The sequence below is a fragment of the Bartonella sp. AS69XJJH genome (genome assembly GCF_042195585.1).
Taxonomy (GTDB): Bacteria; Pseudomonadota; Alphaproteobacteria; order Rhizobiales; family Rhizobiaceae; genus Bartonella.
Window position 1 is genome coordinate 95,155 of the sequence record NZ_JBHIOO010000002.1, and the last position, 13,800, is coordinate 108,954.

The 13,800-nt window shown below is 38.6% G+C and carries 11 protein-coding genes and 1 pseudogene; 6 read left to right on the top strand and 6 right to left on the bottom strand.

The window, feature by feature from the left end; all coding sequences use genetic code 11:
- Window positions 1-56 precede the first annotated feature (56 nt).
- Together purF and ACFIK6_RS01695 are read left to right on the top strand one after the other, a co-directional pair.
- Window positions 57-1,550: an amidophosphoribosyltransferase gene (gene purF, locus ACFIK6_RS01690; RefSeq protein ID WP_375677291.1), complete on the top strand. Its 1,494-nt coding sequence runs from the start codon at window positions 57-59 to the stop codon at window positions 1,548-1,550.
- A 2-nt stretch (window positions 1,551-1,552) separates the two neighbouring features.
- A complete protein-coding gene (locus ACFIK6_RS01695) occupies window positions 1,553-2,302 on the top strand; it encodes an SDR family NAD(P)-dependent oxidoreductase (RefSeq protein ID WP_375641507.1) in 750 nt (249 codons plus the stop codon).
- A 70-nt stretch (window positions 2,303-2,372) separates the two neighbouring features.
- On the opposite strand, the gene pssA is transcribed toward ACFIK6_RS01695, so the two are convergent.
- The 5 genes from pssA to cysS all read right to left on the bottom strand — a co-directional run bounded on the left by pssA (window position 2,373) and on the right by cysS (window position 8,260).
- On the bottom strand, window positions 2,373-3,212 hold the full coding sequence (pssA, locus tag ACFIK6_RS01700; RefSeq protein ID WP_375677292.1) for a CDP-diacylglycerol--serine O-phosphatidyltransferase: 840 nt from the start codon (window positions 3,210-3,212) through the stop codon (window positions 2,373-2,375).
- 8 nt (window positions 3,213-3,220) lie between these two features.
- Window positions 3,221-3,919, bottom strand: coding sequence for a phosphatidylserine decarboxylase (locus tag ACFIK6_RS01705; RefSeq protein ID WP_273723858.1), 699 nt, complete (start codon window positions 3,917-3,919; stop codon window positions 3,221-3,223).
- Window positions 3,920-4,036: 117 nt separating this feature from the next.
- A complete protein-coding gene (locus ACFIK6_RS01710; RefSeq protein ID WP_375677293.1) occupies window positions 4,037-5,920 on the bottom strand; it encodes an ABCB family ABC transporter ATP-binding protein/permease in 1,884 nt (627 codons plus the stop codon).
- A gap of 115 nt (window positions 5,921-6,035) precedes the next feature.
- Window positions 6,036-6,707: a DUF421 domain-containing protein gene (locus tag ACFIK6_RS01715; protein WP_375677294.1), complete on the bottom strand. Its 672-nt coding sequence runs from the start codon at window positions 6,705-6,707 to the stop codon at window positions 6,036-6,038.
- Between the two features lie 44 nt (window positions 6,708-6,751).
- A complete protein-coding gene (cysS, locus tag ACFIK6_RS01720; protein WP_375677295.1) occupies window positions 6,752-8,260 on the bottom strand; it encodes a cysteine--tRNA ligase in 1,509 nt (502 codons plus the stop codon).
- A 489-nt stretch (window positions 8,261-8,749) separates the two neighbouring features.
- On the opposite strand from cysS, the gene ACFIK6_RS01725 reads away from it, so the two are divergent.
- On the top strand, window positions 8,750-9,118 hold the full coding sequence (locus ACFIK6_RS01725; protein ID WP_375677296.1) for a TIGR02301 family protein: 369 nt from the start codon (window positions 8,750-8,752) through the stop codon (window positions 9,116-9,118).
- Between the two features lie 417 nt (window positions 9,119-9,535).
- Here ACFIK6_RS01725 and ACFIK6_RS01730 read toward each other — a convergent pair whose 3' ends face one another.
- On the bottom strand, window positions 9,536-10,864 hold the full coding sequence (locus ACFIK6_RS01730; RefSeq protein ID WP_375677297.1) for a dihydroorotase: 1,329 nt from the start codon (window positions 10,862-10,864) through the stop codon (window positions 9,536-9,538).
- A 64-nt stretch (window positions 10,865-10,928) separates the two neighbouring features.
- On the opposite strand from ACFIK6_RS01730, the gene ACFIK6_RS01735 reads away from it, so the two are divergent.
- From ACFIK6_RS01735 to ACFIK6_RS01745, 3 genes and pseudogenes are all read left to right on the top strand, one after another.
- Entirely contained in the window at window positions 10,929-11,774 is an 846-nt protein-coding gene (locus ACFIK6_RS01735) for a YgfZ/GcvT domain-containing protein (RefSeq protein ID WP_375641515.1), read from the top strand.
- A gap of 19 nt (window positions 11,775-11,793) precedes the next feature.
- Complete coding sequence (locus ACFIK6_RS01740; protein WP_375641516.1) at window positions 11,794-12,411, top strand: YfbR-like 5'-deoxynucleotidase; 618 nt, start codon at window positions 11,794-11,796, stop codon at window positions 12,409-12,411.
- 211 nt (window positions 12,412-12,622) lie between these two features.
- Window positions 12,623-13,793 (top strand): annotated as a pseudogene (locus ACFIK6_RS01745) (tyrosine-type recombinase/integrase).
- Window positions 13,794-13,800: the final 7 nt, after the last annotated feature.

Below are 13,800 nucleotides of genomic sequence, written 5' to 3' on the forward strand. Positions count from 1 at the left end.
ACTAAATGATGTAAAATGTGATATTAATGATTCCTCCGTATCACAACTGAAAGAATATGATGATAAAAAGTGATGTTTTCTGTCAAGAATTTTCATTAGATGATGATACCCTTCATGAAGAATGTGGAGTTTTTGGTATTCTTGGGCATGAAGATGCTGCAACATTAACAGCCCTTGGACTCCACGCACTTCAGCATCGTGGGCAAGAAGCGGCTGGGATTGTTTCTTACCATAATAAAATATTTCATCAAGAAAAGCATTTAGGTCTTGTTGGTGATCACTATACAAACCCCACAACACTTGCACGCTTACCAGGAAATCGTGCTATCGGACATACCCGTTATTCAACAACTGGAGAAGTGGCATTACGCAATGTTCAGCCCCTTTTTGCTGAATTAAAAGTTGGAGGTATTGCTATTGCGCATAATGGTAATCTTACCAATGGTCTCACATTACGCCGTGAACTCATCGCTTCTGGTGCTATCTGTCAATCAACGTCAGATTCAGAAGTTTTTCTCCATCTTATTGCCCGTTCACGTTATGAATCGTCCTCTGATCGTTTTGTTGATGCGATTAGGCAAGTAGAAGGTGGGTATGCTATGTTAGCGCTCACACGTACAAAGCTTATTGCGGCACGCGATCCAACAGGAATTAGACCTCTCGTGATGGGGGAACTTGATGGTAAGCCTATCTTTTGTTCTGAAACATGTGCTCTTGATATTATTGGAGCAAAATATGTCCGTGATGTTAAAAATGGAGAAATCATCATATGTGAAATACAAAAAAATGGGGAAATTACGAAAAAAATTATAAAACCAGAAAATACAAAACCAGAAAAACTTTGCTTGTTTGAATATGTTTATTTTGCCCGCCCGGACTCAATCGTTGGAGGGCGAAGTGTTTATACAACACGCAAAAATATGGGAATCCATTTAGCACAGGAAGCCCCTTGTGAGGGTGATGTTGTGGTTCCTGTTCCTGATGGAGGGACGCCTGCCGCAATTGGCTATGCACAAGAAATTGGAATTCCCTTCGAGCTTGGTATTATTCGTAATCACTATGTTGGTCGCACTTTTATCGAACCAACACAACAAATTCGCGCTTTTGGTGTCAAGTTAAAACATTCGGCAAACCGTCCTGTGATTGAAGGAAAACGTGTTATTCTGGTTGATGACTCTATTGTACGTGGAACAACATCCCTTAAAATTGTACGAATGCTTCGCGATGCAGGAGCAAAAGAAGTTCATATGCGCATTTCTAGCCCTATGATTTTTTATCCTGACTTTTATGGTATTGATACACCTAAAGCTGAAAACCTTTTAGCAAATCAATATCCAGATTTAAAATCTATGTGTGAGTTTATTGGAGCGGATTCATTAGAATTTCTTTCAACGGATGGATTATATCTTGCTGTAGCAGGGGAAAAACGGAATAACGCCGATCCACAATTTACTGACCATTATTTTACTGGATATTATCCTACGCATCTGGTTGATCAAGAAAATCTCTCCAAAATTCATCAATCATCTGTTCTTAAAACAAGAGATTAATGATGACAAAACGTGACTTTAGTCTCCATGGGCGTGTTGCACTTGTTACTGGCGCATCAAGAGGGATTGGTTATTATTTGGCACTCGAGCTTGCTGCACGCGGCGCTCATATTATTGCTCTTGCACGAACAGTCAGTGGACTTACTGAATTAGATAATCAAATCCGAGAAAAAGGGGCTCATGCAACCCTTGTTCCCCTTGACTTACATCATATGGAAAACATCGATACTCTTGCTATCTCAATTGCCAAACGCTGGAAAAAACTTGATATTATCGTTGCAAACGCAGGAATTCTTGGAACACTCTCCCCAATAGCGCATATAGAAAACACGGTATTTGAAGATGTTTTTCAAATAAATCTTTTCAGCCAATGGCGCTTAATGAAAGCCGTTGAGCCTTTATTACGTGAATCTGATGCTGGACGAGCCATCCTGTTATCCTCAAGCGTTGCGCATGCTGCGCGCCCTTTCTGGGGAGCTTATGCAGCCTCTAAAGCGGCTTTAGAGGTGATTGCCCGCTGTTGGGCAGAAGAACTCAAACAAACCCCTATTAAGATTAATTGTGTCAACCCTGGCGCCACACGCACTGCCATGCGCGCTGAAGCTATGCCCGGTGAAGATCCACAAACTCTCCCTTCACCACAAGAGGTCGCAAAAAAGATAGTACATTTGTTATCACCTGATTTAAATGAAACTGGAAAGCTCTTTAATGTCCATAAAAATCGGTTTGTAGATTATCACGTACCTGATTGATCATCATATGAGAAGTAAATCGTTTGACTCGCTCTTTTTCCTGTGCTTCTCGATAGAAGAATGAAGTACTTTATGATTCTTGGATAGCTTTAGCATCAGCCTTTTTCTCTTCTAAAGTAGCACGTTTATTATAAGCGATAAAACTACAGGGGAGAAAAATCATATAGCTAACAGCTGTAATCAATAAAGTTTCCCATGTGTAAGTCGCAAGAAAACCGACATAAATAACAATGACCAACATGCACGGTATAACGATATCGCGCCTTAAATTTTGATCAATTGTTTTTGCATTCCATACTGGTAAACGACTAATCAAAAGAAAAGCAATAATTACAGTATAAAGACTAAAAAATAATGCCCACCCCCAATTGGGAACCAAACCAAGAGTGCCTAAATAGGTAGGCAATAAAAGGAGTAATGCTCCTGCTGGTGCTGGAACCCCAACAAAATAACTTTTCTGCCACTTAGGTATATTGGTGTTATCCAACATCACATTAAAACGCGCTAATCGCAAACAACAAGCAACACAATAAACAAGGGCAGCAACCCAACCAATGTGATTTGCTTGATTCAAGATAAAGGAATAAACAATAAGTGCAGGGGTAACACCAAAATTTACAACATCAGCAAGAGAATCCATCTGTGCCCCAAAAGATGAACTACCATCTATTAAACGGGCAATGCGACCATCAGCGCCGTCTAAAACTGCGGCCAAAAGCACCATTAAAATAGCAGCTTCATAGCGATGTTCAAAAGCTAAACGAATGCTGCTCATTCCTGCACAAATTGCTAAAATAGTAATGATATTGGGAATGACATACCGCATTGATGTAGGTGAACGCCGCCGATTTGCAACATCATCATGCTGCCCCTCAGGATTGAATGAAGAAAATGGCGAAAAATTTTTCATTGTGAATCCTAATCGTATCTGAAATCCGTTGTGGCGCTCTTATCATCAAAAGAACCCAAAACTGTCTCTCCAGCAATTGCTGTCTGTCCAACTGCAACACGCAATTTCATTTCAGTTGGTATATAAATATCAAGGCGAGAACCAAAACGAATCAATCCAAATCGCTCACCAGTTATAACGGCATCGTTTTCTTTTGACCAGCAAACAATCCGGCGTGCAACCATTCCTGCTATTTGTACGATACCAATTTTACCATGTTTGCTATCAATCACTACCCCATTACGCTCATTAAACTGACTCGCTTTATCAAAGTCAGCATTGGTAAATCGACCTGGATGATAAACGATAGACTCTACTGTACCACTGATAGGAATACGATTAATATGGCATGAAAAAACATCCATAAAAATGGAAATACGGATCATTTCATCTTTCCCTAATCCTAATTCTTCAGGTGGAACACATGATTCCACAAATGAAATACGCCCATCTGCAGGAGACATAACCCAATTTGAATTCAAAGGAATCACACGATCTGGATCACGGAAAAAGTATATACACCACACCGTGAGAATGAGACCAAACCAAAACAACGGACTCCATATCCAACCAAGAATGAGCGAAACAACAAAAAACGCTACAATAAAAGGATAACCTTCTTTATGAACCGATACAAAGCTATTATGGAAAGATTGCAGAATACTCATATAATTTCCTATTCATCGTAAACTTAAACAAGCAACAAATCTTTTTGTTCCTCTTGTGTCTTTTTATGTATTTAATCAATCACTCCATATAAAGATATAGATTACATTTTGCTCTATTTATTTTTTACGATTAACAGCACTCGTCTCATCTTCTTCACGCATTTTACGTAATTTTTCTTCAGCTTTCGATGCTTCAAGCTGCTTATTCCACATTGAAGCATATAAACCTTTCTTACGTAAAAGCTCTGTATGCGTCCCATTTTCAATAATACGACCACTTTTAAGAACTAAAATTTCATCAGCATTGATAACAGTAGAAAGACGGTGAGCAATAATCAATGTTGTACGTCCACGGCTTACAATATCCAATGCTTGTTGAATTTCCTGTTCCGTTGCCGTATCAAGAGCCGATGTTGCTTCATCTAGAATAAGAAGTGGGGGAGCTTTTAAAAGTGTCCGTGCAATAGCCACACGTTGTTTTTCACCACCTGATAATTTGAGACCTCGCTCTCCTACCATAGACTGAAAACCTTCCGGTAAAATTTCAATAAATTTTGATATTTGTGCCATTTCAGCAGCTTTGCGCATTTCTTCATCTGTAGCACTTGGACGCCCATAGCAAATATTATAGGCAATTGTATCATTAAATAACACCGTATCTTGTGGGACCATGCCAATCGCTTCACGCAAACTCTTTTGTGTTACGTCACGAATATCCTGCCCGTCAATTGTGATAGAGCCCGCATCAACATCATAAAACCGAAAAAGCAACCGGGAAATAGTTGATTTACCTGCACCAGATGGACCGACAATGGCGACTGTTTTTCCTCCAGGAACTTTAAAATCAATATCTCTGAGAATCTGACGTCTCGAATCATAGGAAAACTTCACCTGATGAAAACAAATGGTCCCATCGCTTATCTCTAACGGTTTAGCATCCGATTTATCAACGATCTCCTTCTGAACATCTAAAAGATCAAACATTGCTTCAATATCCGTTAGACCTTGTCGAATATCACGATACATTGAACCAATAAAATTCAGTGGAATGGAAAGTTGCATTAAAAGTGCATTAATAAAAACAAAATCTCCTAAAGTTTGTGTCTTATAAAAAACTTCATAAGCTGACATCAGCATCATGACCGTCATTCCAAGACCAAAGATAAGAGTCTGACCAAAATTAAGCCAGCTTAACGATGTCCAAATCTTTGTTGCGGCTTTTTCATAACCTACCATAGAAGCATCAAATCGATCGGCTTCTAGAGTTTCATTACCAAAATATTTGACCGTTTCAAAATTCAAAAGAGAATCAACAGCGCGAGTATTCGCCTCAGTATCCGCTGTATTCATTTTTTGCCGAATACGAATACGCCAATCACTCGCCTTAATGGTAAACAAGATATATAATCCAACCGTTGCAACAACGATGAGAAGATAATGCCACCCATAACTTATGTAAAATACCAGTGCCGTTAATATAAATTCTAAAACTGTCGGTACTGTACTAAGAATTGAAAATCTTACGATCGCTTCAATTCCTTTTGTTCCACGCTCAATCACACGAGAAAGCCCGCCTGTTCGGCGTTCCAAATGAAATCGCAAGGATAACTCATGCATATGTACAAAGGTTTTATAAGCTAATTGACGAACAGCGTATTGACCAACAGTAGCAAAAAGGGAATCGCGTAATTGATTTAATCCAGCCTGCATAATACGCGCGACGTTGTATGCCAAAACGAGCATGATGGGAATAATCCAACTGGATGGAAACCATTCAGGTAGCTGAAAGCTTGAATCAAGCACATTCGTAGAATATTTAAAGAAATACGGTACAGATATGAGAACGAGCTTAGCCAAAACAAGATAAAATATTGCCCATAGCACACGCATTTTTAGATCACGCCGACCTACTGGCCACATATAGGGCCATAAATTGTAAAGTGTGTGCAGAGTTTTCCCTGTATCTGATGATACAGTTTTTGTCATTTCATTGCGTTTCATAAAGTCCTTACTTCTCTATCATCCGCACAAACAGGCAAAATACCCCCTTGCGGTTGTTTATAGGCTCATCTCTTCATTACGCTTCCAATAAGCTATCCCCACTTGTTATTTGAAGTTAGACTGTTTTTGAAAAAGGAACAAGAAATAATCCACTATACAATTTATTATTTTGATCTGTATTTTCATACCACTCTGCTGCAAACAAATTTTCAACTTTTACATGCTTTTTTTTCAATTCTGCCTGAAGCCACTTTTTTGTTTTACCAATCTCTTTAAGTCCATCATCAATAACTTCACCATTTTCTATTAAAATCGTCGATTTCTTTCCCTCGTCCTTTTTAATGACAGTGCAATCACCATTGGTTTCCAAACGAACAAAAGCAGCTTCATGTAAGTAACACCCTTTAAGACGTAACATCGTAATGAGATCATTAATATTGATCCCTAAGTTCTTAATCTTATCCATTTGGAAAACTCCATCTAAAACTAATGTGACATTCCGCCCTGCAATAAGACGACGAAAAAAAACTGAATAGCGTGCAAAAAAATTAAAAGATGTAATCAAGGTTTGCCAGATGAATAAAACAAGCAATAATTGAAGGCTACTAATATTCTGATTATAAATAACGCCTCCAATAATACCTCCCATGACAAAATTACTGACCAAATCAACGGGTGTCATCTGACTAAGACTCCCCCGCCCCGTCGTTCTTAAAATAAATAAGAAGGCAACAAGACCTACAGCCAGCTTAAGCGCGATATATCCATAATGATATAAAAATTCCATCAAATTTTCTCCCTTTATTTATGTAAGCTGCTGGAATAGGAAAATTAGAATCGTTTTATTTCCCACAAAGTTATGCGCTCACCACTCTGCGGATCCTTACTGTCTTTTAAAAGAACCCCCTCGGCTGCAAGCTCATCACGAATTGTATCCGCAGCTTCCCACTCTTTATTATGGATAAGTCGTAGTCTTTCGGCAATGCGCTGATCAATAAATTTTGTATCAAGGAAAGTTTTTTTCATAAATAATGGGCAGTCTATTTCTTTAATCCATTCTTGTCGTAACAGTCCTAATAAATTCATCCCATTAGCAAGAGCCAAAGCATTCCCTCCTTTATAAAACTCTCGTAAAAGAGTTAGTGCTTTTGGAGTATTAAGATCATCACTGAGTGCATCTATCAAAGTATCATCAATTGCTTCATTGTTTTCCATCTCACTTTTTTTGCTGCGAAGCAATTCATACCAACGATACAGTTCGCTGCTCGATTGTATTAAACGCTGCGCAGTCCAATTTAATGGTTCACGATAATGCGTTTGCAACATCGAAAAACGCGCAGACAAACCAGCCCAATTTTGCTTCATTTCATCGGTTAAAATACCATTAAACTCCAAAAAATTATTCTCTAAAACAGAACGAATAGTTATGAAATTGCCAAAGCTTTTCGACATCTTTTTGCCTTCAACTTGTAAAAAACCATTATGCATCCAAAAATTAGCCATTCTCTCCGTCCCAAAAGCTGAACAACTTTGTGCAATCTCATTTTCATGATGAGGAAAAATTAAATCAACTCCACCACCATGGATATCAAAAACATTAGCGGTCGGATCATCACAGGTTAAACCACCGCCATAGGGCGCTAATAACTTTGCCATTGACATCGCAGAACATTCAATATGCCAACCTGGACGACCTAAAACAGGAATTCCGGCCGGCGATTCCCAACCCGGCTCCCCTTCCACAGAAGGCTTCCATAAAACAAAATCCATCTCTTCCCTTTTATAAGCAGCAACATCAATACGCGCCCCCGCCCTCATTTCATCTAAAGAACGATTTGCAAATGCCCCATAATGGGGAGGATTTTTTATGCTACTTACAGAAAATAATATATGATTTTCCGCTTTATAAGCGTGCCCCTTTTCAAGCAATCTTTCAATTAAAGAGCGCATCTCCTCTAAATGCTCGGTTGCGCGTGGCTGGCTAGTTGGCAATAGACAACCAAGTGCTATTGTATCTTGTTGAAACTGGAAATATGTACGTTCTGTTAATTGACGAATAGCGTCATTCAGTGACAAGTTTGGATATTCGCAAGCTGCTCGTGCATTAATTTTATCATCAACATCTGTAATATTACGTGCATATAGAACATGCTCATTGCCATAAACATGACGCAATAAACGAAATAAAACATCAAAAACAATGACAGGGCGTGCATTTCCTATATGCGCATAATCATAAACTGTCGGGCCACAAACATAAAGACGTACTCTTGTCGCATCTATTGGTGTAAAATTTTCTTTTTTACGTGTCAGCGTATTATAAAATCGCAACTCTTTCATTATTAACTCCATGGACGATATTATGCACCGCTCCTTTTAGATGTATCTTATCTCAACTTATCCTATTACGCGGTTTAGGCTCAAAAATTTTATCCTATAGTAAATTCTTCTTACCATTTTCCATTGTATTCACGGCTGTATTCATCATTTATCATAAAAACAATCTATTTTATTTGATTGAACAAAAGCATTCTATCATTAGAGATGCTTTCCCTCTTTAAACAAAACGAACTTAGAAAAAATTCTATAGGCAAAAATCTATGTGAAAAATAGATCGTTTGCAGGAAGCAAATCTTAAATTTTAAACTACACAAAGCTTTGTCAGTATTTTCAATAATTCCACAACGGGTTCCTTACTGCCTCTTACGCCCTATATTTTAAATCAACAATTGAGAATAATGCAGCAATTAACTCTATTTTTTTACATCGTTCTCATGACAAAATTATTTTATCTGTACAGAGTTTTATTCAAAGAAAGCGATCAAAATAATGCGTAATAGATTGATGAACATCATTATTTTAATATTTCTTGTCATTTCAACGCCAGCCTTTGCGCAACAATCTCCACCTTATGAAAAAAAATTACTCCGATTAGCAGAAATTTTGGGATCATTGCATTCTCTCCAAAATCTTTGCGAGCCTCCAACAAACCAATGGTATGATTATATGAATGCACTGATTGAAGCAGAACACCCCATTCCACAAAGACGTGCTTATTTTTATGAAGCGTTTAATGAAGCTTATCGTGCTTTCTCAGAAAATTATCATCATTGTACACAAGCAGCCATTGAAGCCAATCAAAGATACATTGAGGAAGGAAGAATTTTATCTGAAAATCTCCTCATGCATTATAAATAATTAATCTATACAAAAAGTATCTCCCTTAATTTTAGCGATATCAGTGATACTCCTCTCACAAATGCGAGGAACAATAAACCAGCTCTGAAAATAGAGAGATTTTTAAAGAATAATGTCTCAATACGCTTTTATTCGTATGAGCGCCTTTTCCCATACAAAATCGCTCTTTGGCTTCCCCCCCCCATACCTCAAAGAACAAAGATTTTTAACTAAATTTGCTCTGTAAATAATCTAGGTTCTTGTTGAACAAGATTCCTCTTGGCTTCTAACGTATGTAATTTGCTTCATAGTTCCTACAAACAATCCTAAGAATATTTACCACGCATAAAAAAACACTTATGTGCAAAAGAGTCTGACATACCCTATATCAACACTCTAAAAGATGATATTTTACGGCATACTTATAATTTAAATCTGTTACACCAAAGTTTCTATAAATTTAACAGGCTCTCCTTGTGACGGTGTGACAATTTCACCTTCCCACATAACGCGCATACCACGGATAATAGTCCCAACAGGCCAACCTTTAACTTTTTGACCATCATAAGGTGTCCAACCGGCACGCGAACCAATTAAGCTATTCGTGATAATTTCTTCTCTCTTAAGATCAACAATGGTTAAATCAGCATCGTACCCAACAGCAATACGCCCTTTGCAGCTTATACCAAAAATACGACTAGGGCCATGTGAAGTAAGATCAACAAAACGTTCAAGAGATATTTTCCCTGCATTCACATGTGTTAACATAAGTGCTGCTGTTGTTTGCACCCCTGTCATTCCTGAAGGTGAAGAGGGATAAGGTTTAAGCTTTTCTTCAAGAGTATGAGGCGCATGATCTGAGCCTAAGACATCAATAATTCCTTGTTGAACACCGTACCAAAGAGCTTCACGGTGGCGCGACTCACGAATAGGCGGATTCATCTGAATGAGTGTACCGAACTTCTTATAATCATCAGCCGTGAGAGTCAAATGATGTTGTGTCACTTCAATTGTTGCAACATCCTTATGTTTTTTTAAAAAATCAATTTCTTCTTCTGTCGAAAGATGGAGCACATGAATCCGTGCCTTCGTCTCATGGGCAATTTTTACCAAACGCTGTGTACATTTTAATGCCGCAACTTCATCACGCCAAATCGGATGTGACGATGCATCCCCTTCAATACGCAATATTTTACGCTCTTTGAGCCTCGCCTCATCTTCAGAATGAAAAGCTGCACGACGGCGTGTATTCTTCAAAATAAGGCGTACACTTTCATCATCATCAACCAAAAGGTCACCGGTAGAGGACCCCATAAAGACTTTAATTCCAGCCGCCCCAGGAAGTCTTTCTAACTCAGAGATTTCATGGGCATTTTCACGCGTTCCTCCAACCCAAAATGCAAAATCACAATGCATTCGATGAAATCCGCGTTTAACCTTATCGCTTAATGTTTCTTCTGATGTTGTCAATGGATTGGTATTAGGCATTTCAAAAACTGCCGTAACACCCCCTAACACAGCAGAATACGAGCCACTTTCCAAATCCTCCTTATATTCATTTCCTGGCTCACGAAAATGCACTTGGCTATCAATAATTCCTGGTAAAATATGAAGTCCCGTACAATCAATGACCTCACTAGCCGATGCACATGTAAGGTCGCCTATTTCAGCAATACGACCATTTGTAATACCAATATCACGCTTGCTTCTCCCATCATGATTCACAAGTGTTGCACCTTTAAAAATTGTATCAAATGTTTTAAACATAGCCACGCTCCTTACATATTGCTCACTTATCGATTATGTAACTTTGAGCAGAAAGGCAAGAACCATGATTGAAAAACAAAATGCCATTTGCTTAAAAAACCGCAGGCTTATTCAAATTACAGGCGAAGAAGCAACAGATTTTCTACAATCCCTTATCACGACAGATGTAAAAAAAATCAGCCCACAGGAACTTTTTCCTGGAGCCCTTTTATCCCCACAAGGAAAGGTTCTTGCTGATTTTCTTATCGGAAAAAAAGAAGATGGTTACCTGATTGATATCAGAATGCCTTTAGCTGATACGCTTCACCAACGTCTGTTACTCTATAAGCTGCAAAAAAAAGTAGAAATTACACAACCATTACAAGAACTTGTTACAGTTTCTTTGAATAAAGAATCAGAAGCTTTAAATTTTGATTCAAGTTTTGTTGATAAACGCTTCCCACAACAAGAAAAAATAATACGAATCTATGGCAAAAAACCTTTTTTGACTTCAGAATATCATTACACATGGAATCAATTGCGTATCCGTTATGCAATTGCGGAAAGCGATCAAGACTATGAAATTGGTAAAGTCTTTCCTCATGATATTAATTACGATCAAATCAATGGACTCTCATTCAATAAAGGATGTTATATTGGACAAGAAATTGTTTCACGAATGCACCACCGCCGTGCAGCACGTCGCCGTATTTTTATTGTAAAAGGCCAGTGTGAATTACCCCCTCAATCTAGTATTGAAGCAGGAACTAAAGTGCTTGGCTACTTGGGAACGTGTGTAGAAAATGAGGCTCTCGCTTTAATGCGTATTGACCATGTCAAAGATTCTATGGACCATAACATCCCCTTTACTGTAAAAAACATTCCTGTCACTATAAACGTTGCTGAAAATATGAATTTTACCTTTCCTTAAAATACTATAGAAAATACGCATGGCTAAAGCTGAATTATTAAAAAATGGAGAAGCACGCGCTTGGCAAAGAATGCTCTCTGGACGCAGACTTGATCTTCTCAACCCTTCTCCTTTTGATATTGAAATTGAAGATATTGCCCATGGACTTTCTCGTGTGGCACGTTGGAACGGTCAAACACGAGGAGAGCATGCCTATTCTGTTGCTCAACATTCACTTTTGGTTGAACAAATATTTCAAAAACTTTTTCCACAATCGGGAAGCAACGAATGTCTTTATGCTCTTCTTCATGATGCTCCAGAATATGTCATCGGCGATATGATTTCCCCCTTTAAAGCCGTCATAGGAAAACAATATGAAAGCATTGAAAAGGGCATCCAAGATGCTATCCACATGCGCTTTTCTCTTCCCGTTGATCTTTCTCAAAAACTTTTAAAAAAAATTAAACAAGCCGACCGTATCGCTGCATATTATGAAGCAATTACGCTTGCTGGATTTAATACAGGAGAAGCCCTTCGCTATTTTGGCTCTCCCAATAATATTTTACCCGATGATCTTGATTTATCCTCCTATTCTACCCAACAAATTGAAAACGCATTTTTAACGCGCTTTAATGACTTGGATGCCCAAAGATTATAACCTCTTCGCATTGTTGATTCCTTGTCATTACAGAAACATCACACTGATTTATAACAATAATTCATTGTTTATTCATATTGAATGAGGCCCCCGAATAACGTAGGATTCTCTCATTTCAAATCTGTTTATATTGAATCAATCAAAATCATTCTCTTGCACGTCAAAAGCGGGGCTGGTGTGTGGGTAAAAATGAGGAAAGAAAGGAGTAAAAATGGCTCTTATGAACCGTCTTAAGTGCCAAGGACTGTCGCAACATTGGGGGCTGGCAAATATAATGATGGCGCTGGCTTGTTACTTCATAAGCGTAAAGATGGAGGTGCTCAATGGATTTACCGTTATACCATTCACGGGCGTCGTCGTGAAATGGGCTTGGGGGCTTTAAGAGATGTCTCTTTAAAACAAGCGCGTGAATTGGCAAATGGGGGGCGTTCTGTTTTACGTGAAGGTCGTGACCCCATTAAAGAGCGCAATAAACAAAAGCGTGAAGCAATAAGCAATCTCCATTATTTAAAAGATATTGCTTTAGATACTTTTGAAACTCGTAAAGCTGAATTAAAAGGGGATGGTAAAAATGGACATTGGTTTTTACCATTACGCCTTCATATTCTCCCCAAATTAGGCTGTCTGCCCGTTTCTGAGATTACACAAACAGAGATACGTAATACCCTTGCCCCTATTTGGCATACAAAAGCTGATACAGCTCGTAAAGCACTGAACCGTCTTAATATATGTCTCAAACATGCGGCTGCATTAGGTTTGAATGTTGATTTACAAGCAATAGAAAAAGCACGCGCGCTCTTAGGCAAACAACGCCATAAAACGAAAAATTTTCCAGCTATGGATTGGAGAAAGATTCCGGCTTTTTATCAAACGCTTTGTCAAAAAACAACTATGACACAACTGGCTTTGCGTTTGCTTATTCTTACAGGGGTTCGTACCAATCCTTTGTGTCATATCCATAAGGATCAAGTTGAGGGTAATATATGAACAATCCGTGGCTCGAGAATATGAAAGGACAACGTGATGCTACAACAGAATTTCGTGTGCCTTTATCAACAGAAGCATTAGAAATTTTAAAACAAGCGCGCTTGCTTTCTCGCAATGGTTTCTTTTTTTCTGCAACCGGTCGGGGACCCCTCGCTGAGAAGTGTATGGCTCAATATATGAAACGTATTGGACTTGAAGCCTGCCCGCATGGCTTTCGCTCTAGTTTACGCAATTGGCTTGCTGAAACAACCGATGCCCCCTATGAGGTCGCTGAAACTATTTTAGCTCATACGGTCGGCGGTAAAGTAGAACGTGCCTATCGTCGTACTGACTATCTAGAACAGCGCCGTGTCTATATGGATAAATGGGCGGCTTATGTCACCAGTCAATCTTAAGATATGG

Bases quoted from the DNA above. Each gene is read 5' to 3' on its own strand.
- ACFIK6_RS01695 (WP_375641507.1), top strand. From the start codon at position 1,553: ATGACAAAACGTGACTTTAGTCTCCATGGGCGTGTTGCACTTGTTACT.
- purF (WP_375677291.1), top strand. From the start codon at position 57: ATGATGATAAAAAGTGATGTTTTCTGTCAAGAATTTTCATTAGATGAT.
- ACFIK6_RS01730 (WP_375677297.1), bottom strand. From the start codon at position 10,864: ATGTTTAAAACATTTGATACAATTTTTAAAGGTGCAACACTTGTGAAT.
- ACFIK6_RS01725 (WP_375677296.1), top strand. From the start codon at position 8,750: ATGCGTAATAGATTGATGAACATCATTATTTTAATATTTCTTGTCATT.
- ACFIK6_RS01735 (WP_375641515.1), top strand. From the start codon at position 10,929: ATGATTGAAAAACAAAATGCCATTTGCTTAAAAAACCGCAGGCTTATT.
- ACFIK6_RS01705 (WP_273723858.1), bottom strand. From the start codon at position 3,919: ATGAGTATTCTGCAATCTTTCCATAATAGCTTTGTATCGGTTCATAAA.
- pssA (WP_375677292.1), bottom strand. From the start codon at position 3,212: ATGAAAAATTTTTCGCCATTTTCTTCATTCAATCCTGAGGGGCAGCAT.
- cysS (WP_375677295.1), bottom strand. From the start codon at position 8,260: ATGAAAGAGTTGCGATTTTATAATACGCTGACACGTAAAAAAGAAAAT.
- ACFIK6_RS01740 (WP_375641516.1), top strand. From the start codon at position 11,794: ATGGCTAAAGCTGAATTATTAAAAAATGGAGAAGCACGCGCTTGGCAA.
- ACFIK6_RS01710 (WP_375677293.1), bottom strand. From the start codon at position 5,920: ATGAAACGCAATGAAATGACAAAAACTGTATCATCAGATACAGGGAAA.
- ACFIK6_RS01715 (WP_375677294.1), bottom strand. From the start codon at position 6,707: ATGGAATTTTTATATCATTATGGATATATCGCGCTTAAGCTGGCTGTA.